This is a genomic window from Collinsella aerofaciens, from assembly GCF_040910265.1.
Lineage (GTDB): Bacteria > Actinomycetota > Coriobacteriia > Coriobacteriales > Coriobacteriaceae > Collinsella > Collinsella aerofaciens_BK.
Genome location: NZ_JBDGAW010000021.1, coordinates 22,182 through 46,075 on the forward strand (window position 1 = coordinate 22,182; position 23,894 = coordinate 46,075).

16 protein-coding genes and 2 tRNA genes are annotated in these 23,894 nt (G+C 58.1%); 15 read left to right on the forward strand and 3 right to left on the reverse strand.

The genetic code is table 11. The annotated features are described in order from the left end of the window. Positions 1 to 22: 22 nt before the first annotated feature. Together AB5Z14_RS08385 and AB5Z14_RS08390 are read left to right on the forward strand one after the other, a co-directional pair. On the forward strand, positions 23 to 988 hold the full coding sequence (locus tag AB5Z14_RS08385; protein ID WP_368131037.1) for a D-alanine--D-alanine ligase family protein: 966 nt from the start codon (positions 23 to 25) through the stop codon (positions 986 to 988). Beyond that, positions 982 to 3,876, forward strand: coding sequence for a helicase C-terminal domain-containing protein (locus AB5Z14_RS08390; protein ID WP_368131038.1), 2,895 nt, complete (start codon positions 982 to 984; stop codon positions 3,874 to 3,876). The genes AB5Z14_RS08385 and AB5Z14_RS08390 overlap by 7 nt, the downstream gene beginning before the upstream one ends. On the opposite strand, the gene AB5Z14_RS08395 is transcribed toward AB5Z14_RS08390, so the two are convergent. After that, positions 3,873 to 4,790: a helix-turn-helix transcriptional regulator gene (locus tag AB5Z14_RS08395; RefSeq protein ID WP_099432401.1), complete on the reverse strand. Its 918-nt coding sequence runs from the start codon at positions 4,788 to 4,790 to the stop codon at positions 3,873 to 3,875. The genes AB5Z14_RS08390 and AB5Z14_RS08395 overlap by 4 nt on opposite strands. Next, entirely contained in the window at positions 4,777 to 5,799 is a 1,023-nt protein-coding gene (locus tag AB5Z14_RS08400; RefSeq protein ID WP_368131039.1) for a helix-turn-helix transcriptional regulator, read from the reverse strand. The genes AB5Z14_RS08395 and AB5Z14_RS08400 overlap by 14 nt, the downstream gene beginning before the upstream one ends. Positions 5,800 to 5,997: 198 nt before the next feature. On the opposite strand from AB5Z14_RS08400, the gene AB5Z14_RS08405 reads away from it, so the two are divergent. Next, a complete protein-coding gene (locus AB5Z14_RS08405) occupies positions 5,998 to 9,195 on the forward strand; it encodes a hypothetical protein (protein ID WP_368131040.1) in 3,198 nt (1,065 codons plus the stop codon). 21 nt (positions 9,196 to 9,216) lie between these two features. Next, positions 9,217 to 9,435 carry a hypothetical protein gene (locus AB5Z14_RS08410; RefSeq protein ID WP_022094153.1) on the forward strand — a complete coding sequence of 73 codons (219 nt, stop codon included), beginning with the start codon at positions 9,217 to 9,219 and terminating at the stop codon, positions 9,433 to 9,435. Positions 9,436 to 9,501: 66 nt separating this feature from the next. Here AB5Z14_RS08410 and AB5Z14_RS08415 read toward each other — a convergent pair whose 3' ends face one another. Beyond that, positions 9,502 to 12,933, reverse strand: a complete 3,432-nt coding sequence (locus tag AB5Z14_RS08415) for a SpaA isopeptide-forming pilin-related protein (RefSeq protein WP_368131041.1) — start codon at positions 12,931 to 12,933, stop codon at positions 9,502 to 9,504. A 297-nt stretch (positions 12,934 to 13,230) separates the two neighbouring features. On the opposite strand from AB5Z14_RS08415, the gene AB5Z14_RS08420 reads away from it, so the two are divergent. The 11 genes from AB5Z14_RS08420 (at position 13,231) to AB5Z14_RS08470 (ending at position 23,174) form a co-directional block, all read left to right on the forward strand. After that, a tRNA-Gly gene (locus AB5Z14_RS08420) sits at positions 13,231 to 13,305 on the forward strand. Between the two features lie 424 nt (positions 13,306 to 13,729). Further along, a complete protein-coding gene (purB, locus tag AB5Z14_RS08425) occupies positions 13,730 to 15,076 on the forward strand; it encodes an adenylosuccinate lyase (RefSeq protein ID WP_055251306.1) in 1,347 nt (448 codons plus the stop codon). Positions 15,077 to 15,204: 128 nt separating this feature from the next. Next, positions 15,205 to 15,468 (forward strand): TIGR03905 family TSCPD domain-containing protein, encoded by a 264-nt coding sequence (locus AB5Z14_RS08430; protein WP_055251303.1) that lies wholly within the window; start codon positions 15,205 to 15,207, stop codon positions 15,466 to 15,468. Continuing rightward, positions 15,468 to 16,679: a hypothetical protein gene (locus AB5Z14_RS08435; RefSeq protein ID WP_368131042.1), complete on the forward strand. Its 1,212-nt coding sequence runs from the start codon at positions 15,468 to 15,470 to the stop codon at positions 16,677 to 16,679. The genes AB5Z14_RS08430 and AB5Z14_RS08435 overlap by 1 nt, the downstream gene beginning before the upstream one ends. A gap of 153 nt (positions 16,680 to 16,832) precedes the next feature. Further along, a complete protein-coding gene (locus AB5Z14_RS08440; protein WP_118079985.1) occupies positions 16,833 to 17,555 on the forward strand; it encodes a response regulator in 723 nt (240 codons plus the stop codon). 11 nt (positions 17,556 to 17,566) lie between these two features. After that, positions 17,567 to 19,132, forward strand: a complete 1,566-nt coding sequence (locus AB5Z14_RS08445) for a sensor histidine kinase (RefSeq protein WP_368131043.1) — start codon at positions 17,567 to 17,569, stop codon at positions 19,130 to 19,132. Between the two features lie 117 nt (positions 19,133 to 19,249). Then, entirely contained in the window at positions 19,250 to 20,128 is an 879-nt protein-coding gene (locus AB5Z14_RS08450) for a phosphoribosylaminoimidazolesuccinocarboxamide synthase (RefSeq protein WP_035136481.1), read from the forward strand. Beyond that, positions 20,129 to 20,704, forward strand: coding sequence for an ABC-2 transporter permease (locus tag AB5Z14_RS08455; RefSeq protein ID WP_368131044.1), 576 nt, complete (start codon positions 20,129 to 20,131; stop codon positions 20,702 to 20,704). Positions 20,705 to 20,797: 93 nt separating this feature from the next. Next, positions 20,798 to 22,078 carry an aminopeptidase gene (locus AB5Z14_RS08460; protein ID WP_368131045.1) on the forward strand — a complete coding sequence of 427 codons (1,281 nt, stop codon included), beginning with the start codon at positions 20,798 to 20,800 and terminating at the stop codon, positions 22,076 to 22,078. A 28-nt stretch (positions 22,079 to 22,106) separates the two neighbouring features. Beyond that, positions 22,107 to 22,182: transfer RNA gene (locus AB5Z14_RS08465), tRNA-Lys, on the forward strand. Positions 22,183 to 22,376: 194 nt separating this feature from the next. Then, positions 22,377 to 23,174 carry a TraX family protein gene (locus tag AB5Z14_RS08470; protein ID WP_368131046.1) on the forward strand — a complete coding sequence of 266 codons (798 nt, stop codon included), beginning with the start codon at positions 22,377 to 22,379 and terminating at the stop codon, positions 23,172 to 23,174. The last annotated feature ends 720 nt before the right edge of the window (positions 23,175 to 23,894 follow it).

Here is a 23,894-nt window from a genome sequence, read left to right on the forward strand (position 1 = left end):
ATTATAGAGGAGGAGTCTGCCCATGCCGGGTGAAAGCCTAGAGAACATGCACGTAGCGGTCTTGGCGGGCGGTCATTCCGCCGAGCGCGAGATCTCGCTCGATTCGGGAAAGAACGTTATGGTGGCACTGAAGGAAGCCGGCTACACCTCGGTGGAGCTGCTTGACACGGCCGCTGATGACTTTATGGTAACCATGGCGACCGGCGGATTCGATGTGGCATTTATCGCCATGCACGGCGCCGGCGGTGAGGATGGCGCCATGCAGGGTGCCATGGAGACCCTGGGTATCCCCTACACGGCCTCGGGCGTACTCGCCAGCGCCTGCGGTGCCGACAAGGAGGTCTCTAAGCTCCTATACGCCAAGGCGGGCATTCCCATTGCCCCCGGCCTTGCGCTCGAGGTGGGCGATGAAGTCGATATCGATCATATCGTCGAGGTTTGTGGCGAGCGCTGCTTTGTGAAGCCGGCCGTCAACGGTTCCAGCTATGGCATTTCCCTGGTCCATGAGCCCTCCGAGCTGCCCGCGGCAATCGCCAAGGCGTTTGAGTACGGCGACAAAGTGCTGGTCGAGAAGTGCATCGAGGGTACCGAGATCACCGTCGGCGTATACGGCGAAGATGACGTGCGCGCCCTGCCGATTGTCGAGATTCGTAAGCCCGAGGACTGCGAGTTCTACGATCTGGACGTGAAATATGTCGACCCTACGGACATCCATCGCATTCCGGCGCAGATTTCGCCTGAGAATTACGCTCGCGCTCAGGAGCTTGCCTGCGCCGCTCACAAGGCCCTCGGTTGCCTGGGTATCTCGCGCAGCGACTTTATTGTGAGTGAGGACGGCCCCGTTATCCTCGAGACCAATACCATTCCCGGCATGACCGATACGTCGCTGTATCCGGATGAGATCCGCCACACCGACGACATGACGTTCCCGCAGGTCTGTGACAGCCTGATCCGTATGGGCCTTCGTCGAGCGGGCATTGCATGCTAATCGAGGACGCGGTTTCGTCAGGAACGCCGCAGTTTGTCATCGACTCCTATGCCACGCTTGCCGAACGCGCCAAAACGCAGTCCTTCGGCCTTATCGAGGAAGATGTGATTGTCCTCGATACCGAGACCACAGGTCTTTCGGTGCAGGACAACGAGCTGATCGAGATCTCGGCGGCCCGTCTTTCGGGCCGCGAGATCATCGACCGCTTCGATACCTTCGTGCATCCCAAGCAGCTGATTCCCGCCGAGATTACCGAGCTCACGAGCATTACAAATGCCGATGTGGCAGATGCCCCGTCGGCGGTTGAGGCCGTCGCCGCTCTCGCCGATTTTGTCGGTGGCTGCCCGGTGATCGCACACAACGCCACGTTCGACCGCTCGTTTATCGAGTCGGTCAAAGGCGGCGTCAACGTGAGCGATATTTGGATCGATTCGCTGGCGCTGTCTCGCATCGCGCTTCCGCGCCTGGCCTCGCACAAGCTGTCTTTTATGGCCGATCTGTTTGGCTGCGACTCGGTATCACACCGTGCCAATGCCGACGTCGACGCCCTGTGTGGCGTATGGCGCGTGTTGCTCGTGGCGCTCACCGACTTGCCCCAGGGCCTCATGGCGCGCCTAGCCGACATGCATCCGGACGTGCCTTGGTCCTATCGTCCTATCTTCTCTTTCTTGGCGGGGCAGAACCCTGGTTCTATCTTCTCTCTCAGCGCCGCTCGTGCTGACGTTCTCAAGGCCGATCGCGCCGACGATCGGGTGGACGCCGATGAACTGCCGGTTCTCAAGATGCCGAGTCGTGAGGAGATTGAGGCAGACTATGCGCCAGGTGGCCTGGTCAATCGCATGTATCCCACCTACGAGCCGCGTGATGAGCAGATCGCGATGGCGCTCGAGGTCCGCGATGCGCTGGTCACGGGCACTCATCGAGTAATTGAGGCAGGCACAGGCGTCGGCAAATCGATGGCCTATCTGGTGCCTTTTGCCGAGGCAGCACGCCGTAACAACATCACGGTTGGTATTGCGACCAAATCGAACAATCTTACCGACCAGCTCATGTACCATGAGCTGCCAAAACTTGCCGAGCAACTGGACGGTGGTCTGTCATTTTGCGCTCTCAAGGGGTATGACCACTATCCGTGCCTGCGCAAGCTTGAGCGCATGAGCCGCGGCCAGGTCGAGATTACCACCAAGCGCGATCCGGCGGACACGCTCACGGCGGTCGCGGTCATTATGGCGTACGTCTGCCAATCAGCCGATGGCGACCTCGACTCGCTCGGCATTCGGTGGCGCAGCGTCAACCGTCCCGACTTTACGACGGCCTCGCGCGAGTGTGCTCGTCGCCTCTGCCCGTTTTTCCCTGATAAATGTTTGGTCCACGGCGCTCGCCGTCGTGCGGCGCATGCCGATGTGGTGGTCACCAACCATTCCCTGCTGTTCCGCAACGTCGCGGCCGAGGGCAGGATTTTGCCTCCGATTCGTCATTGGGTAATCGACGAGGCCCATTCCATCGAGCGCGAGGCGCGCCGTCAGTGGGCGCGTGTGGTGTCGGCGGACGAATCACGCGTTCTGTTTGAGCGTCTGGGTGGCTCGAGCACCGGCGCGCTAAGCCAGGTTTCCCGTGATTTGGCAACCTCCGAGGGTTCTACGCTCTATCTGGGCCTTACTGCCAAGGCGACGTCGACGGTTGCGCGCGCGAGCATGGCGATCGCCGGCGTGTTCGATGGCGTTCGCGAGCTCGGTCGCCGTGCCCGTGGGGGCTATGACAATGCCAATCTATGGATTGGCCCCGAGCTGCGCGAATCTGACGACTGGCATGATTTCTTACCGTCGGCCTACACTGGCATCGACGCATTGGAACAAGCTGACAAGAGCGTCGACGCGCTGGTGCAAGCCGTCGCCGCCGACAAGCCCGAGGTTGTTGTCGACCTGGGTGATATCTCGCGCCGCCTGCACGAGCTGGCCGAGAACCTCAAACTCATCATTGATGGTACCGATGAACACTACGTGTATTCGCTGCAGGTCAATCACAGGCTGCGTGCCGGCGGAGAGTCTATGACCGCAGAGCGCATCGACATTGGCGAGGCCTTGGCAACCGAGTGGCTGCCCGAGGTTCACACGGCTATCTTTGCCTCGGCGACCATGACGGTGTCCAAAAGCTTTGAACACTTTAACCACGCGGTCGGCCTCGATCGCATCGGTGCTTCAACATCCTCATCACTGCACTTGGACTCGAGCTACGACTTCGATTCGAACATGGCTGTAGTCGTTGCGGGCGATATCCCCGATCCGCGCGATCGTGAGAGCTATCTTACGGCGCTCGAGCGCGTGCTGGTCGACGCCCATCTTGCCATGGGCGGATCGGTGCTCACGTTGTTCACCAATCGGCGCGACATGGAAGACCTGTACGCCCGCGTTGAGCCCAAGATGGCCCGTGCGGGTCTGGAGCTCAACTGCCAGCAGCGCAACTCATCTCCTCGTCGCCTACGCGACCGGTTTATCAACGAGCCAACCTCGTCGCTTTTTGCGCTTAAGGCCTTCTGGGAGGGGTTTGACGCCAGCGGCGAGACGCTGCGCTGCGTCATCATTCCCAAGCTGCCGTTCTCGAGCCCCACGGACCCGCTCTCGTGCGAGCGCAACCTGCGCGAAGACCGCGCTTGGGCGCGCTACTCGCTGCCCGAGGCAGTGCTCGAGGTCAAGCAGGCGGCCGGCCGCCTTATCCGCTCGTCGACCGACTGCGGCGTGCTGATTCTGGCCGACCCGCGCCTGGTGACGAAGGGCTACGGAAAGAAGTTCTTAACGTCGCTGCCCACGAGCTCCTACCAGCGCATCGAATCGGCGCAGATCGGTCACTATCTGCAACTGTGGCGCGCACGCCACGAGCGGCGGCGCTAAAGCGGACAGACGAGGGTTTTTGCCATATCGCACAGACGCTTTGACAGGGTGGGGTCATCCAAGATGCGGATGGCTCCGCCCGCTGCGATTATCTGGCTCAGTAGCCAACGCTCGGAGCCGTAATGCACGGTTACCGTTGCCATGTCTGCCCCGCTGCGCTCGATGAGGGTGATGCCGGCCCAGTCCAGATGCTCCGCCATATCGAATGGCATCAAGAGCTTTGCGCTACGCTGCGTCCGGGCAAGGGAATCGTGGAGGGATGCAACGTCCGGTGCGTGAGGCACGACGGAGTCTTCCGTCAAGGTGAGTCCCTCGATTTTATCCATGCGATAGGTGCGCTGCTCATCGACTGCGATGTCCCAGGCAATCAGGTATGTTTGGTCGCCGTTTGCCGTAATGCGCAAGGGGTCGACCAGACGCTCGCGTGGCCGTGCATCGTCCATCGAACGATACGAGATGAGGCAGCGAACGCCGTCCTGAATGGCGCAGCTCAGCTGCTGCCAGTGCGACCCGTGGTTGACGGTGTCAAAGACGCGCTGGTTATAGCCGAGCTCTTCGGGTAGAAGAGCGTGTCGAATCCGAGCTGCCGTCTGCGGCTCGATCCCCAACGATTCAAGTTCGTGGTTGAGCACGGCGCCCTCGGCGGCACTCAAGCGCAACGGTAGCACACGTCCGGCGTCACCGGTGAGGACCACACGCTCGCCGTGGCATTCGCAGATGATACGCGCACCCGATTCTCGGTCCGCGAGCGTCGAGACGATCTCGAGAATCTCGTCGAGCGACGCCCCCGTGATGTCAAAGCGACTGCAAATCTCGTTTCGAGTCATGCCGTTCTCGCCGGCGGCGTAGAGGGCCTCCATGAGGTCGATGGCGCGCGAGAGCCTCTGCTCGCTGGTGAGTTTACGCACGGGCATGCTCGTGCACCGTCCTTTCGATGAGGTGGTTCCACGCCTGTTTGAGCGATTTGGGGGCCATGGGTCTCATGCCGTCCATGGCGTGGGCCATGCAAAATGAAGCGGCGGCTTCAAGGTCGCGCACGTCAACGGTCCAGATCCATCCCGCATCGGTGTGCGCGAGCTTACCTCGCCCGCGCGTGAGACCGTTGATCATATCGATCTGCGTCTGAGGGGCGAACGAGAACGTAGCTGCAACGGGCGGTCGGTCGGCAAAATCGAATTCAAAGAACAGGTAGTCGTTGAGGTTGAAGTCCGCAGGGATGGTGTAGGCCTTCGAAGGACGCCAAGCGCGAACGATACGGTCGCAGCGGAATGTCCTGATGTCGTCGGTGGTATTGTCGAGGCCGCAGAAGTACGCCACGCCCTCGCGCTCGAACATGCCGTAGACGCAGACGGTACGCTCTTTCTGCTCGCCGCGTCCGTTCTGATATAAAAATCGCAGCGCGCATCGCTCGGCAAAGGCGCTCCAAACCGCATCGACGGTGGGAGAGCGGCGGATCGGTACTTCGTCCACCGCCGTCCTACCGGTGAGGTAGGCAATTTTGGAGCGAATATCGGAAAGCGGCGCGGCAAAGGTGGAAGAGCCGGCCGCTAGCGTCTGGTCGATGGCGTTGAGTAGGATGTCGGCGTCGTCTGCGGTGATGAGGCCGCCTGCTGCAAACGTGTGCTCGCGGTCGATTGTCCACGAGCTTTCCTCGGTCTCCTGCGCACCGGCGGGGCGAACCTCCTTGATTAAGATGCCACGCTCGAGCAGTTTGTCACGATCGCGCCGAAACTTGCGCTTATCCGAGTCGATGTTGCCCGAGCCATATCCCAGGTCAGAATCCAAGACGATCTGCTCGGTCGTCAGCGGTTCGGGGGAGCTGTTGAGCACAAAGAAAAGATTGAGGATGCGCTGAGCCGTTTTATCGAAACTGGGCTCCGAATTCCCCTTTTTAATTGTCGCGGTCGCGTCGCTTGCCGTCATAGAGTCCTCGCATGAGAAGGTGGTTTGCTGCCATGATTTTAGTCCGATATGGAGATTAGGCTATATCCTTGTCCGCTCGGGGCGTTAAGATGGCCCGAATTCGGTCGTTTGCGCTCGCTCGGGGTATACTTTCGACTATATACGGTTCTAATGTGCATGCATTGGGCCTATTTGTCGGATTATGGATGTGGAGCGCACATGGCGAACACCCAGAACTATATTAACCACCTGCTGCAGAACACCGGCATTACGCCGGCATGCAGCGAAGAAGAGCGCTTGGCTGCCGAGGATATCGCTCAGATCTTCCGCAACCACGGCTTTGATCCCGAGGTTCAGGAGTTCAATGCCCCGGCGCCCAGTAGGTTGGCATTTGCCGTTACCGGTATTCTTGCGTTTGCCGGCGCCCTACTGATGGGCATCGGCGGCGGCATCGGCTTGGTCGGCACCTTGCTGGCCATTGCCGGCGCCGTTCTTTACGTGCTCGAACGCACGGGCCACCCCGTGGTTTCGCGCCTGGGCAAGACGGGCGTGAGCCAAAATGTCATCGCCTACCACAAGGCCTCGGGCCCGCTCGCGTCTCCGCGCAACCGCCCGGTGGTCGTTGTCGCACACTACGACTCTCCCCGTGCTGAGCTGCTCGCCCGCGAGCCCTATGCTTCTTATCGTGCGCTCATCGCCAAGCTATTGCCCGTTGCCACGGTTGCCCCTGCTGCCGTTGCCATCTTGCGTATCCTGCCGCTCCCCGGCGCGCTCAAGGTTCTGCTGTGGATTGTCGCGATCCTCGCTTCCCTCGTTGCGCTCGCCAACGCGGCAAACATCATCTCTAACCGCCACATTCTTCCCTATACGTCCGGCGCGGTGTGCAACAAGTCTTCTGTCGCCGCTATGCTCGGCGTTATGGACAACGTTGCTCCCTTCCAGGGCGAAAACGAGTTTCCCGACGATGTTCCGTTCGATACCTATTTTGGGGAGCAGAAACGTCGTGCCGAGGAGATGGCGCGCGCAGCAGCGGAGTATGCCGCGGCCCAACAGCAAAACGACTACGGCAACACCATCGAGTATGAAGAGCCTACCTACGCCGAGGACGAGTTCGGTCAGCCGATTGCTCCCGACGCTCAGACCGAGCCCGAACAGGGCGAGGCTTTCGACGAGCAGATCGAGGGTTTTGAGGGTGCGTCTGCCGACGAGACGCTGATTGGCGCCATCGTGCCCGAGGATCAGAATCAGGCTGTCCAGGCCGAAGAGTTCAATGACGAGGTTCCCGCTGCCGAGCCGGCGGAGGAGCCTGTCGCGGCCGAGCCCGAGCCCAAGCTCTATCGCAATGCCGCCGGCAACATCCGCTTTGGTTCGGATGCCATCCGTGCGCTCGGAATGCTTCCCGAGTCCTGCACGCTCGATTACGAGGAAGGCGAGGAGCCGACGTTTGAGCCCGAGCCTGCCCCCGTCGTGACTGCACCTGCGCCCGTTGTCGCCATGGATGATGAGTCTGCCGCGGTTACCGCTGCCGTTGCCGAGCCCGAGGCGGTGTCCGCGATCGATCCCGCGGCAGGACTGGACATTTTGGCTCCCGCCGCGCCGGCGCAAGACGTTACGGACGAGTCTGACGACGATTACGTTGAACAGCCGAGGCGCGTGTCTTACGAGAGCGATACTGATTTCTCGGCCGAGATTCCCGCGGCAACGCCCCATGCCGATATTGCATCCGCGTTCTCTTCGATTGGCGCCAGTGCTTCCAACTTCTTTAAGGGTGCGCTTGCAAAGGGCAAGAAATTTGTCGACGATTTCGAGGAGAAGCGCGCTGCCGCACGCGAGGCTGCCGAGCAGGAGGCTATCGCTCAGCAGCAGGCAGCCGAGGCGGCACGCGAGCGCGCGGCGCAAGAGTTCGAGCAGAACGAGGCTATGCAGTCCGTGCCCGTCGACGCTGCCGAAGCTACAACGTCCTTTGAGTCCCAGCAACCGGCGTCCACGGATGTTGTTGAGGCGACGACGTCTTTCGAGGCTCAGCAGCACGTCGATAGCACCATGTCGTTTGATGCCGCGCAGTTCGATTCCACGATAACGTTTGAAAAGCAAGGCACCGCGATTGCCGAGCCCCTTCCTGTTTCCGATGAGCAGGGCGACGCGGTGGACGATGACGAGCCTATTGATGCTGCCGAAATCCAAGATGCCGCCGAGGACGAGGCCGTCGAGGCCAACCCTGACGAAGAGCAATACGCGGCAGCCGAGCAAGATGATTCGGCCGAGGTCGAGCAGGAGGAAGTGCCTGCGGTTTCCGAGGCTCCCGAGACAGATGAGTCGAGGCCTTACTCCACGCAGATTTTCACCATGCCGACCCCGAGTGGTTCCGGTGCCACGGTTGCCGATGTTGCTCCCACCCAGGACGAAACGGTCGATTCCCTTATGGCCCAGATTTCCTCCCAGGCATCACCGCGTCCGCAGATGAATGTTCCCGATCCGGCGTCGGCTCCGTCGCCCGCGCCTTCCTCGTCTCCGCTGGCTTCGATCCCCGATCCGTCGCTGCCGTCGATGAAGCAGGCAAACGTTGCGTCTCGTACGTCGCTGTTCGACCTTCCCGACCCCTCTGCACAGGTCAACGACCCCTTTGCTACCGCTCAGGGTCCCGAGCCCACATCGGCACCCGTTGCGCCTCCTATGCCCGTTGCGTCGGGCGCTCAGCCGATCGAGACCATTTCGGCTCCCGCCCCGGCGGCACCCAAGCCTCGCAAGCGTGGCCTGGGCGGCCTGTTCGGTCGTAAAAAGAAAAACGAACAGGACAGCATGAGTGATTGGCTGGGCGTCGAAGACGATTACGATGCCAAGAAGTCCGGTCGCGGCATCGGTTCGTGGGATAATTTCGAGGACGATAACGATGGCTGGAAGGGCGGCGCTACGTCTTCCGACGGCGCTTCTTCCGAAGATATGCTCTCGGCTGTCGCCTCTATGGGCGATGATGAGCTGCTCGGTCACGATATCTGGTTTGTGGCAACGGGCGCCTCGGATTGTGATGGCGCCGGTATGAAGGCCTTCTTGGCTTCGCATCGCGATAAGCTCCGCGGCGTCTTCTTCATCAATCTTGAATCCGTCGGCGCCGGTAGGCTTTCGGTGGTGACGGTTGAGGGCGAACAGCAGCTGCTCAAGGGCGATCGCCGCATCATGAATCTGGTCAGCAAGGTGTGCAAGTCGTTCCATGTCGATTGTGGCGCGCTCGAGATGCCCTATGCCAAGACCGATGCCTATGCCGCGCTCGAGGCGAGCCGCCGAGCCCTCACCATCGCCGGCGTGGACGGCACGCGTCTGGCTTGCGCTCGTACCGAGGACGACCTGCCCCACAATGTCAATCCGACGAATATTGCCACGGTATCCGAGGTCGTGACCGAGGTTATCCGCCGTTCGTAGACGGAGCTCTAAGGAGTCAACGTGTTTTCGTATATTAAGCGCCATTGGCCTGTCTACGTGATTTTGACCTTGATCGCCATTGCGTTAGGATTTGGGGCTGCCTACATCGTGGGCGCGAAGGGCTCGACCCCCGCCTCCGCAATCAGCGAAGAGGTGGAGCAAGAACAGAGCACGGGTGCCGATGGGATTCCTGAGTCCGAGCAGGCAATCGTTGATGGTGGATCTTCGTCTGCAGAGTAGATACGGCGATTTAAATGATTGAAAGCGGGCGAGCCGGGGGACTGGCTCGCCCGCTTTTTCATCGCGCTAGCGCTTCTTTGGGATCGACCTAAGGCGAGCGAACCATAGGGCTGCGGCACCCGAGGTCAGGAGCGCGGTGATGCAAGCGGCGATGGGAACTGATCCTGTTGCCGGTAGGTCCTGCGGTAGGGTACAGCGTTGAATGACACGGTCCTCGTCATGTGACTCAAGTTTATCGCCGCCGCCGTTGCGGCAAAGATCGACGCGTGCGCTGTTGGTGAGTGCAGTTTGGGGCGTATATGCCGACGTTGCCTGCATGTGCACGACTGCGCCTCGAGCGTCTGCGCCAAGGATTGCATTGGCATCGTCAAGGTCGTCGTGCTCATCTTTGAGATCATCGCGGGTCCAAGAATCCGTATCGCTTCGAGTCGTAAAGTCGGCGGCTACCGCACCGTATTCAATGCGAATGCCCGTTACGACGGTATTGGATGCAAGGTCGAGTTCTTTCGCCTCGAGTGTGGTGGGTTCCGTGGTCGAGACATCCGCCTTCCAGAGGTGCCAGCCGTCGTAATCGACGAGGCGGCAATCCTCACCCAGACTCTCTTTTACTTCGTCGGACTCAAGCCAAGGATTTTCGTGCCCATCGTCAAGCGTCGCGTTTGCCGGCTCATCGACGTCTGTCGAGTCCAACGGCGTCGTGCGATACCACACGTTGCACAGACCGTTGAGGTCGCCGATGGCGACGGGGGTTTCGATTGAGACGAATCTCGTCGTGCCGTCTTTGGCGCACTCAAGATCATCGGTAATCGTAAACTCATCAACCCAAGTAGCGGAATCGTTTCGAGCATCGATGGTATAGGAGAAAAGCCCATCCGTATTGGTTTGCATCGCGGCGCGGTTTTTTCCATCGCCGTTAGCCAACAGATCCTTCCCGATAGGTTGGACAAGTTCCTGACGCTTGTCGACCTGTCCTTTGATCTCGATGGGCGCATCCTTCATCGCGACGGATTGGACTTCTCCCGTATCCTTTATTTCAAACGTTATCTCCTCGGCAAGGTCATAGGTCCGCGGAGACATCGTTTCGCGCAACGAGTAGGTGCCGGGTGCAAGATGTTCGACGCGGTGCGGCTTGTCGGATGAGGTCCAGGAGTCTATTTCGGTTTTATCGGGACCATATAAGGTGAGTTGTGCGCCTTTCACTTCCTGCTCTCCGCTTGCATCGACCTTGGAGATATCAACCTTGGTGTAATCGTCGGATACGTTAAGCCGTGCTTCTACAACGGGTGTTTTCTGGTCGGCATAAGTAAGGTCGACAATATGGGATGTCCGATCGAGTAAGAAGCCTGCCGGCGCTTGAGTCTCGACAACCTCGTAGTGCGCGGTGCCAGATCCCAGCGGGAGGTCGTCCGCGCGTGCTTCTCCAGTTTCATCCGTCGTGACGGTAGCGACAGTCTCACCGTCGAGCGCGGCGATGCTACCGTCGGGGCGCACGATATCACCCGAAGCACGGATCTCAAAGATGGCGCCCGCGAGGCTGCTGCCGTCTACGGCATCGGTTTTAACGATCCTGATGTTTCCGATCGCGGCGTGGTCATAATACGAGGCGATTGCAACGGGCGTTAGGTTTATATCGGCGGGTATGTTTACCTCGATCTCTTCGCCGACAAGATAGGGCTCTTTGGCCGAGGTTTCGCGTACATAATAGGTGCCCGGCACGAGCGATTCGGGCAGTGTGACGGTCCCGGTCGTGTCAGTCGTAAAGGTGTCCATTACGTTATGTGCTGGATACCAGCAAGTTTGTGAGACAGGTTTGTGATTGCTGTCGAGTAGTTGGAAGGTGAATCCGGCTAGTGGAACAGAAGCGCCTGTTTGGGCATCGCGTTTTACAATCTGGAGATGCGTCGACAGAGCGTGGTTGTCCACGATATATTGAAGCTCGGTGCCGTCGGAAATCTGATTAGCCTCGACGGTCCATTCCCCCGCACGTTTAAAACCCTCGGGGACGGTTTCCGGAACCTCACGAACCGTGTAGCCGGCGCGGTCGTATGGGACGGCTCCGTGGACACCGGCTGGTCGCTTGCCTGTGCCAAACCATGCTTCGGGCTGGTCTTTGGTGGAGGCAAAGCCATAGATGTTTGTAGTCAGTGTGCCAACAACCTGCTGAGAGCTGTTACTGACAACCTCAAAGACAACATCTCCTGCCGGCTGCTCCAGGCCGGATTGATCGTTATTGCCGTAGTCCTTGAATTTTGAAATCTCAAGGTTAAACGCAATGGGGATATCGGAAATGCGAGATTCGATCTCGACCACGCCTGAATCGCCGAGTTGGTCGGCTCCAACGGTGTAAGACCAACTGTCACCGGAGGGCAAATAGCCCTCGGGCGCCTTCGATTCATAGATGGTAAAGGTTCCCAGGGGGACATCGGTGAGGGTAGCTCGACCGCTTTCATCGGTCCTGAGAGTTTGTGTCCATCCAGGGGTTGATTGCGATACGCACACGAATTCTGCTCCTGCGAGCGAAGCCCCAACTTGGGGGCCTGCATTCGTTGCGGCGTCGAGCTTTACAATGCGCAAGGTAATGGTGCCGGGTTGTTCATCAATGGTGACGTATCCGCCGTTATCCGTCGTGGTAAAGGCAATGCGATCGTGCCGGGGGATATAACCAGCTGGCGCTGTTGTCTCAACTAGGTAGTATGCCGTGTTGGGTAGGAGTGTTGCCTGCGCTCGACCGTTGCTGTCCATCTGGACGGTGCCGACACGCGCGCCGCTGGCGCTCTCAAAAACATCGAATGTTGCCCCATCAAACTGATAAGTATTGTTTCCGCTGGTAATGGCAGCGTTTGCAGACTGCTTTTGGAAGGAAACAGAGACCGCCGGTAGTACATAGAGCATGTCTTGACGTTTGCTGCCGCCCGATACGGTTCCTAGATAGCGCCGCGCGCGGTGCGGAGCGGCTTTGATGCTTCCTGATTTTGCGCTGTCGTGGAGCCATCGCGCAGCCGCCACGACTTCATTGTCGGCGGTAAAGTGCCCACTCTTGGTTTTGCCCTGAGCGGTCGTGTAGGAGTAGGTGCCGTCGACATGGGTAGTGCCGTTGAGCATCCATACGGCAAGCTGGGTGGCGGCGCGGGCGCGATCGGGTGAAAGATGGTAACCGCCAAACGACGTGGCGGTAGGATATCCGTGACAAACGATTGCCGCGAACTCGTCGTCGAGCCACACCCAGCCTTGATCAAAGTTGAGCCATGGGCCGCCCGGCTTGGTGGGCCCGGGGCGTTCCTGGTTCATGCAATAGGCAATCGAGGCGTCTTGAGCTTCATATTTGCCGATGAAGAAGGGCCCACAATCATCGCTAATAGTACGGAAGCCGAGCTGGTCGTAGCCATCGACGGCAAATGCGGCTCCCGGTGCCAGGCAGCCGAACAGCAGGAAGAGGAGCAGGAGCAGCGGACCTGTTGCGATTGCGCTGTGGACAGAGTGCGTGGGTGCGTTGGACATGGCTGCTCCTTATCCCTCATGCGCCGCATGGGGAGGTTGCGACGCGTAGGATGAGGCTACCCCCGAGGTTCATGCGGGTAAGTACCGGAGCCTGACCAAAAGCTTGCCCAATTCCTGACAAAATGAGCTCAAATACAACAATCAGGCAAAAGCGCAGGTAGAAGATAAGGAGAACAGGAGGCCAAAGGTCCTCGTCTCCACAATTGATGCGATTTTCAAACGAATCTCCACAGCTAAAACAAGTATCGCCACCCTTGTATCGAACAAGACAACCGCGTTATACTAGCCAACACACAAGCGGGCATCGCCAAGTGGTAAGGCATCAGCTTCCCAAGCTGACACTCGCGGGTTCGAGTCCCGTTGCCCGCTCCAGAAAAAGTAAAAGCACGACACCGTTCCGGTGCCGTGCTTTTTTCAATAAAGCGCCGGGACTCGAACCCGCCAGGGTGCGAGCGTAAAACAAACGCGAAGCGTTTGTAGCGAGCAGGCGAAGGCGCCGGCAGGCGCCTGAAGCCGGTACGGATTTGCGAAGCAAATACGCGGACGTCCCGTTGCCCGCTCCATCGAGCGCGGGAGACTTTGGGGCGGCCAATTCAACAAAGTCTTCCCCATCGTCTCCGTGAATCCGAGGAGATCGACCGCAGCCGGTGCGGATTTGCGAAGCAAATGCGCAGACGTCCCGTTGCTTGCTCCAATTCCAAAATGTTAGGTTAATGCCTGCTGCCCATACTGGCACGCGCGCACGGTACAATGGTTGGGTTACGACCAACGTGCCAATAACCAAAAAGGAGCCGCTATGATCGATCGCTATACCCGCCCGGAGATGGGACACATTTTCTCCCTCGAGAACAAGTACGCCATTTGGCAGGAGATCGAGGTCCTGGCCTGCGAGGCCCAGGCGGAGCTCGGCAAGATCGGCATTTCTAAAGACGAAGCCCAGTGGATCCGCGACCATGCCAACTTTGAGAAGGCAAAGGTCGACGAGATCGAGGAGGTCACGCGCCACGACGTCATCGCCTTCCTGACCAACATGAAGGAGTACATCGACGCCGATGTTCCCGAGGGCGACCCCAAGCCCAGCCGCTGGGTTCACTATGGCATGACCAGCTCCGATCTGGGCGACACGGCTCTGTGCTACCAGCTCACCCAGGCCTGCGACCTGATCATCGAGGACGTCAAGAAGCTCGGCGAGATTTGCAAGCGTCGCGCCTTTGAGGAGCGCAACACGCTCTGTGCCGGCCGCACTCATGGCATCCACGCCGAGCCGATGACCTTCGGCATGAAGTTCGGCTCTTGGGCCTGGGAACTCAAGCGCGATCTGGATCGTCTTGAGGACGCCCGCAAGAACGTTGCCTTCGGTGCCATCTCGGGCGCTGTTGGCACGTACAGCTCCATTGAGCCGTTTGTCGAGGAGTATGTCTGCGAGCACCTGGGTCTGGTTCACGACCCGCTGTCCACGCAGGTTATCAGCCGCGACCATCACGCCTATCTCGCCGGCGTTCTCGCCACCACCGCGGCCACCTGCGAGCGCATCGCTACCGAGGTTCGCAATCTACAGAAGACCGATACGCTCGAGGCCGAGGAGCCGTTCCGTAAGGGCCAAAAGGGCAGCTCCGCCATGCCGCACAAGCGCAACCCCATCACCATGGAGAAGGTCTGCGGTCTGTCGCGCGTCGTGAAGTCCAACGCCCAGGTTGCCTTCGATAACGTCGCCCTGTGGCACGAGCGTGACATTTCGCACTCCTCTGCCGAGCGTGTCGCCCAGGCCGACAGCTTCATCGCCCTCGACCACATGTTCCAGTGCCTCATCCGCGTTATCGACGGCCTGCAGCTGTACCCTGCCCGCATGATGGCCAACCTCAATAAGACCCGCGGCCTCATCTTCTCCTCCAAGGTGCTGCTGGCCCTCGTCGACACGGGTATCACCCGCGAGGACGCGTACGCCATTGTGCAGGAGAACGCCATGGCAACTTGGCACGAGGTGCAGGATTGTGTCTCCGGCCCCACCTTTAAGGAACGTCTCGAGGCCGACCCGCGCTGCACCGTCAGTCAGGAGAAGCTCGACGAGATCTTTGATCCGTGGGACTTCCTCACCCGTATCGACACGGTCTTTGATCGTCTGGAGCAGCTGAGCTTCGAGTAGGTTCGGGCATAACGTTAGCTTTTTAGGGCGCTTTGCTGGTAATGTGTGTTGCCGGCAAAGCGCCTCGTTGCATTTAGGGAAAGACGGGGATAATAGTCGTCTCGAATAACATTCTGAGAGGGGATCGCATGATTTCGTTTGATTACAAGCCTCAGGGCGTGTGTGCTCGCAATATTCACCTTGACCTTTCCGATGACGGCAGCAAGGTGCTGGGCGTTGAGTTTACCGGCGGCTGCGATGGCAACCTCAAGGCCATCTCCAAACTGGTCGAGGGCGCTCCTGCCGACCGTGTGATCGAGGTTCTTGCCGGCAATACCTGCGGCATGAAGAAGACCTCTTGCGCCGATCAGCTTACGCGCGCTATCGAGGCCGCCCGCGCCGAGATCGCCTAATGGGTATCGTCGACCACATCAAGAACGGAATATCGCGCCGCGGTTTTGTACTCGGTGGAGCTGCCGCGGGCGCTGCCACGGTGCTTGCCGGATGTTCGAAAAAAACAGGCACCAGTGATGATGCCGCTGGCGAGCCGCAGGTTATCAAGGACGATTCCAAGATCATCTCGATTACGGATGAGTACGAGGCAGTCGACATCGATCTTGAGCCGGTGGCATCGTGGACGCTGCCGCTGGGCACATTGCTGTACTACTGCGAGGGTGACTATGCTGCGGCAATGATGGCGCCCGCATCGGCACTGCACGCCAACACACTCGGTGTGCTCAACCTGGGCGATGGCTCACTTACCACATTAATTGAGGATCCTATCGAGGGCACGGGATATGCTTTTTACGATGTTCGTGCCGGCGATGGCGTGTTTGCGTGGGTTGAGATGAACTTCGCCAATTCATCGTGGAAGCTCTACGCTCAAAATCTGTCGGGCGCTTCGCTCTCTGGCGACGTGGTTGAGCTCGATCGAGGTGGCAAGGACTACGATCCGCCACTGTTTACGGCGTTCGGGTCATCAGTCATCTGGTATAAAATGCCTTCGGCAGGCGGCAATAAAACGAGTAACGATTCGTTTTGCTATCGTCGCTCGCTTGATGAATCTAAGGCCGAGACAATTTGGAAATCGACGGGCCGCTTTGCGTCGGCCCCACGCGCGAGCGACGGCATTTTGACCATCTCGCCGCGTGTCCGCAACGACGAGGGCGTCTACTACGGCATAACGGCAATCGATCTGACCGATGGCAACAACACCAAACGTGCCCAGCTAGTCCTTCCCTCGTCAGTCTCGCCTTTCGAGGCCGTATATATGGGCGATACCTTCGTGTTTTCTATCGAGGCGACCTATAGTGGCGTGGGCAGTCTGGGCAACATGGGCACGTATATCGGTAATGAGGGAGGGCCGTACCTCTTTCTGTCACGCGAGCCGCTCGCATGTGCTGCCGGCAAGAAGAATAAATATCTCGTTAAGGTGCAAGCATCGCATTTTCTCATCGACACCTCTGCCAAGACCTATGGCTCGCTGCTGTCGCCCGACCGCGCTTTGGAGTATGGCGATTATCCAGCTACGGCGGGAAAATCGGACTCATTCCTTACGTACGCCACGGTGCGCAACAGCCAGGGTATACCCGAGACGGTCACCGCACGCCTATTCTCTCTTTAAGCTTAGAGGGGTTAAAAAGGCGCCAACAGGGGAATAAACGCGTTGTAATTGTGAGTACCGCCCGCCGAGCTGCCACGTCATAGCGGCATCCGGCGGGCTCAGGTGCGTTAAAATGGGCTTGTTCTTAGCTAATTGAGACAGGGGGGCCGTGTTATGGCTTCAGATGCAAAAAAGATTCTGCTGGTCGAGGATGAGAAGGCAATCCGTGACGCCGTCGCTGCCTATCTCGAGCGCGAAGGCTACTGGGTTGTGGGCGTCGGCGACGGTCAGTCCGCGATCGAGGAGTTCGAGAAGCATCAGTTCGACCTGGTCGTGCTCGACCTTATGCTCCCCAAGATCCCCGGCGAGCGCGTTTGCCGCACCATTCGCGATACCTCGGATGTTCCCATCATCATGCTGACTGCCAAGGGCGAGATCGAGGACCGTATTATCGGTCTTGAGCTCGGCGCCGACGACTACCTGATTAAGCCGTTCTCGCCGCGCGAGCTTGTCGCCCGCGTACGCGCCCTGTTCCGTCGTGCTCACCAGGCAGACGAGCCTGCCGTTGAGGTGCTCGACTTTGGCGATCTGGTCATTGATATCTCGGGCCACAAGATCTTGGTCGAGGACAAGGAAGTAGACCTGACTGCCTCCGAGTTTAAGCTGCTCACCACGCTTGCTCGCCATCCTGGTCGCGTCTATAACCGTATGGAGCTGGTCGAGAAGGTGCTCGGCTACGACTTTGAGGGCTACGAGCGCACCATCGACAGCCACGTGAAGAACCTTCGCGCCAAGCTGGGCGATGACCCCAAGAAGCCTAAGTGGCTCTACACCGTTCACGGTGTCGGCTATCGCTTCGAGGCTCCGGCCAAGACCGATAAGTCGGACGAGAAATAGGGAAATCACATATGACACCTGCGCGCTTTGAAATCGGACAAAAGCACAAGCAGGAGAACGAGGCGGGTTCCAAGGCAAGTTGGAACACGCCTCGTTCCGATTCACGGCCAGCGATGAGCTATCCCTCGCGCATGGCATTGGCTTTTGCCCTGACGTCGCTCATGACGGTATTGGTGCTGGTGGGCGTTGTCTCCGTTGTGTGGGGCACCGTCTTTTCGGATTACACGCGCTCCAATATCGTCGAGATCGCCAATTCTGCTGCCGAAAAGCTTGCGACGTCGTATGAGGAAAACGGCAATTGGACTGCGGGCGAGCTGCGCACGGTCGCGACATCGAGTTTGGTGTCCGACGACCTGAGTATGCAGGTCGTCAACAAGAAAGGCGTTGTCGTTTATGACGACTCATGGCCTTCGGCAAGCGCGACCGCCGATGTGCGCGAGAGCGAATCGGCGTCTAGCAGCTCGAGTGGGAAAAAAGCATCGCATAGTCCGGTCTCGTCGGCGCCCACCGACTCCGACAGCGTTGCCAACGTCGAAATCATAACGTCTTCCGGCGAGCATGTCGGACAGGTAAAGCTATGGGCCATCGGCTCCGATGCCCTGCTCACCAAGGCAGATTCTGCGTTTAGGGAGAAGACCTTTAACGCCATGGCTCTTGCCGCGGTTGTTGCGGTCTGCATCTCGGTTGTTATCGGATCGTTCGTGTCGCGCATGCTTACCAGACCGATTCATCGTATTACCAGCACGGCCAAGCAAATTCGCGACGGCGATCTGTCCGCTCGTACCGGCTTGCGCGGCGACGATGAGATCGATCAGCTGGGCGAGACCTTTGACGAGATGGCCACCTCGCTCGAGAAGGATATGAAGCACGAAAAGCGCCTGACTTCCGATGTGGCTCATGAGCTGCGCACGCCGCTCATGGCAATGCTTGCAACGGTCGAGGCCATGCAAGACGGCGTGTACCCCACCGACGACGAGCATCTGGAGACGGTCGCTTCCGAGACGCGTCGCCTGGCTCGTTTAGTACAGCAGATGCTCGACCTATCGCGTATGGAAAACAGCACGGCTCCGCTCAATCTCGAACCGGTGGACATGGTTCCGTTTGTGCGATCGATTGTGAACGGCCAGGAGCGTCTGTTTGCCGACCGCGACCTTCGCCTTCGCTTTGCAGATGAAACCCAAGGTCACGACGATGTCGTCGAGGCCGATCCCGACATGATCACGCAGTGCGTCATCAACCTCATGAGCAACGCCATGCGCTACACCCCCGAGGGCGGTTGGGTCGTGGTGTCGGTACTCAGTGACCGCAAACATGTCAGTATTGCCGTTTCGGATACCGGTATCGGCATTGCCAAGGACGATCTGTCGCGCATCTTCGGACGATTTTGGCGCGCCGATGCCAGTCGCGCCCGCGAAGCCGGCGGCCTGGGTGTTGGCCTCGCCGTGACCAAGCAGATCGTCGAGCGTCACCATGGCTACATATCCGTGGAGTCGGAGCTTGGAAAGGGTACGACTTTTACGATTCATCTGCCCCGCGAGCACACGGCGGACGCGGCATCTACTACAATGGAGCACTAGCTTTTCGCTATTCGGTGAAGGAGGGGCCTCGTCCCTGCCGCTCCGCGTTTGCGAAAACGTGCGGGAAAAACCCGCATTTCTGTCGTATTTAGGTAAGGAGTGACTCACGTGACAACGATGGAGCGTCGTCCGGATTCCCGTGGCAAGGTTCGTGATATCTACGATGCCGGCGAAAACCTGTTAATGGTCGCCACCGATCGCATTTCTGCGTTCGACTTTATTCTTCCCGACGAGATTCCGTTTAAGGGAGAGGTGCTCAATCGCATCTCGGCGTTCTGGTTCGACAAGTTTGCCGACATTGTTCCTAACCACCTCGTTTCCATCGATCCGGCGGATTTTCCCGAGGAGTTTGCCGAGTATCGTGACTATCTCGCAGGCCGCGCCATGCTGGTTAAGAAGGCCCAGACGATTCCTATCGAGTGCATCGTCCGCGGTTATCTGACCGGTTCGGGTAAGAAGACCTACGACGAGAACGGAACCGTCTGCGGCATTCAGCTGCCTGAGGGCCTAACCGAGGCCTCCAAGCTCCCCGAGCCGCTGTTCACCCCGTCCACGAAGGCCGAGATCGGTGATCACGACGAGAACATCTCGTTTGAGCGTTGCTGCGAGATCGTTGGCGAGGACATCGCCACGCAGATCCGCGATCTGTCTCTTAAGATCTACAAGGCTGCCGCCGAGTATGCAGCGACCCGTGGCATTATCATTGCCGACACCAAGTTTGAGTTTGGTGTTATCGATGGCAAGGTCACGCTGATCGATGAGTGCCTCACGCCCGACTCCAGCCGTTTCTGGCCCGCCGCCAGCTACGAGGAGGGCAAGATCCAGCCTAGCTACGACAAACAATTTGTCCGCAATTGGCTCAAGGCCAACTGGGATATGACGGGGGAGACCCCGCATCTGCCCGCCGAGGTCATCGATGGCACATCCGAGCGCTATCGCGAGGCCTTCCAGATCATCACGGGCTCCCAGTTCACAAGCATGAAGGAGAACGCGTAAGTGAGTACCCGCAGCGCCACGAACAAGCGCACGCAATCCCACGAGGTTACCGGGGTTGCGCGCAAGTCCGCCGCATCCGCCAAGCCCGCTCGTCAGGCAGCGAGCTCTGTTCACGTCGTGCCAGCATCATCCAAGGCACGCCGCAAGGAGCTCGAGAAGGGCGAGAGCCTCGAAGGCCTTTCTAAAGAGGAGAAGCGCGCCCGCAAGGCTAAGCAGCGCGCCAAGGAGGATCGCATCTACACGGTGTCGAATATCCTCCTCAAGCAGGATGAGGACTACACCAAGCGCCGCCGCATCTGGTGGGCCGTGCTCGCTATCGGCATGGTGCTCGTCGTGGCCATTTGGGCTTCGCTGTACTTCGCTCCCGCTGGCATGGTGTCCAGCCCCGTCCAGATGGTCGGCATTGTTTTGTCCTACGTCGTCATTCTGGGTGACTTCATCTATGACTTCGTGCGCATCCGTCCCCTGCGTAATATGTATCGCACGCAGGCCGAGGGCATGTCCGATAACAAGCTCAACGCTGTTATCGAGCGCTCGGCTGCCGAAGAGGACAAGAAGGCCTCCAAGAAGAAGTAGCAGCGTTACAACCTATAGATATCGCTAAGATATAAGGCGCGTCGTTTTTTGCGGCGCGCCTTTTTACTGTCCTATAGATAGATGGAGTGGCACATGATTCGAGCTGCCCTGACGGTCGAAGAGGCTCTGGAGGGTATGAAGTCCCTTGAGCCTAAGATTAAAAACTATGCGCGCCTGGTTGTCCGCAAGGGCGTAAACGTTAAGCCCGGCCAGGAAGTCGTCGTTCAGTCTCCCGTCGAGTGCGCCTCGTTTGCGCGCGTGGTGGTTGCGGAGGCTTATGACGCCGGCGCCGGCCACGTGACGGTCATCTGGGCCGACGACGCCGTGACGAGGCTTACGTACGAGCATGTCGAGAAAAGCTATTTTGAGCAGACTCCCGAGTGGAAGCGCATGCAGCTGGATTCGTTGGCCCAGGACGGTGCCTGCTTTATCTTTATCGAGGGTGCTGACCCTGCTGCTTTGAAGGGTATTGACCCCGCTAAGCCTGCCGCGGCATCCAAGGCGAGGAACACGCAGTGCAAGATTTTCCGCCGCGGACTGGATTACAACATCAACCCGTGGTGCATTGCCGGTGCGCCGGTTGTTGCCTGGGCGCGCGAGGTATTCTCGGGTGATCCGGATGAGGTTGCAGTCTACAAGCTGTGGAATGCGATCCTGCATACCGCCCGTGCTGACGGTCAAGATCCGGAGAGTGACTGGGAGCTTCACGATGCGGCGTTTGAAAAGAACCTGCGCTTTCTGAACGAAAATCGTTTTGACTGCCTGCGCTATACCGCTTCGAATGGAACCGACCTGGTAATTGGTATGACGAAGGGGCATGAGTGGGCCGGCGGTAAGGGTGAGACTCCCGACGGTCATCCCTTCTTCCCCAACATCCCCACCGAGGAGGTCTTCACCTCGCCCGACCGCATGCGTGCTGACGGAATCGTCTATTCCGCAATGCCGCTCATCCATCACGGCAACAAGGTCGACGATTTTTGGATTAAGTTCGAGGCCGGCCGCGTAGTGGACTACGATGCCCGTGTGGGCAAGGCGACGCTTGCGAGCATTATTGACACCGATGAAGGTGCCGCTCATCTGGGCGAGGTCGCGCTCATTTCCAAGAACACTCCGATCCGCGAAAGCGGCGTTCTGTTCTATGACACGCTCTATGACGAGAACGCTAGCTGCCATCTCGCGCTAGGTGTCGGTTTCCCCGAATGCATCGAGGGTGGGTACGACATGTCCAAGGAAGAGCTCCTGGAGCATGGCGTTAACGTCTCGAGCGCGCACGTCGATTTTATGATCGGCACGGACGACATCGATATTAAGGGCATTACGCCTGATGGACGTGAAGTTGTGATTTTCCAGAACGGCCAATGGAGTTGGGAATAGTCCCAGACCGTGGTACAATGCCACCCGCGGGCCGTTAGCTCAGCTGGCAGAGCAGGGGACTTTTAATCCCAAGGTCCAGGGTTCGAACCCCTGACGGCCCACCATAGAATAGAAAGCGATCGACTCCGGTTGGTCGCTTTTTTTGTTGCCGGTGCACGGGTTCGAACCCGTCGGGGCGCGGAGCTGAGTAAACGCGTGAGCGTTTGCCAGCGCAGCGCGCAAGGCGCGAAAGCAACGCAGCGGCCGCCTGCGAAGCAGGCTGAACCCCTGACGGCCCACCCAAAGAAAGGAAAACGAAATGAAAACAGATAGATACGGAATTAGCGGCAGCACATTAAAGATAATAGCGGCCATTTCGATGGTTCTCGATCATGTAAGCAGGATCGTCCTGACCAATGGAATCATGACTCACGCATCGTACAATCAGATATCAGACGAGCAGTGGGCGATTCTAAGCGAGGCTTCGGATGTGCTTCATGTTCTTGGCAGAATTGCATTTCCCTTATTTTGCTTTTTGATAGTTGAGGGATTTTTGCATACTCATGACATAAAGAAGTACCTGCGAAATATGCTTGTCTTCGCAATCATTGCGGAGCCCATATACGATTTCGTTCAAACCGGGCAACTCTTTGACCTTCGGCAACAAAATGTTATGTGCGAGCTCCTGCTTTCCTTGGTCTTTTTGATTATTCTGGAAAAGATACAAAGTCTTTCAAAATGGAAGAGGCACATCGCAGAAATTGCTCTGATTGTTTTGACAGCACTGGCAGCTGAATACACTAAACTAGATGGCGGCGTGTATGGCATTCTGCTTGTGGCTGCATTCTATTTATTCCACGACAGCAAGGCCAAGATGTTCTTTGCTGCAGTATGCGCAGTGCTCCTTTCGTCATGCCATATAGTTGGCGGCGGATTTGAGTTTGCTACAGCTAATGTATTTAATCCTGATGTTGCTGCCGCGGTCGTTTCGTTGCTGCTTATCAATCTTTATAATGGCAAGCGAGGGCTGAAGCTGAAATACTTCTTCTACATTTTCTATCCGGCACATCTTGCTCTGCTTTATGGTGTCTCACTTATTGTTTTGAACTGTCTTTAATAACTCTCAAACAAGTCTATGAAAGCAGAAACAAACTGACCCTAAGACTGCTTGTGAATTTCCGGAAGACCTGAGAGATGCGAGGATAGACAACGAGGGCTGCAGAAAGATGCTTCTCAGTTCTCTGGCGGATCGCACGTATCTGTATGAGGATCACTTCCGCACACTCATTAATAACAGTGATAAACACGGCAGATCCTCAAAACATGAGGCTGCGAAGGTCGAACGATGCTTCGAAAGCATGAATGGCACCGAGAAAACGAGTTCGGAAGCATCTTCTGGATGCTCCACCATAGAATAGAAAGCGATCGACTCCGGTTGGTCGCTTTTTTGTTGCCGCGGCACGGGTTCGAACCCGAACTTCTCTATATATAAGAACGCTTGGCGAACAAAATCTGCCTTTTACCGACGGGAAACAAATAGCTGATGCTTTTGGAGTAAAGTGGCGCTCCAGAGATGACCGATGCCTTAACACCTTTAAACCAGCTGGTCATCGCCAATATCAGAAGCTGCTGCTTCGAATACGGCCTCAGTGAAGCAACTGAGGGTTCTATTTATTTGTGAACAAAATATGGAGTGCTGGATTCCCGCCCCCGGCGCCCCTCCGGTCTGGCAATATATCTCCTTGCCGCGCGGCCCGGTCGAACCGGATGAGCCGCGAGGGCGTGCACCTTGAGAACCGGATACTGCGAGGATGGACACACCAGATGTGTCGCATCC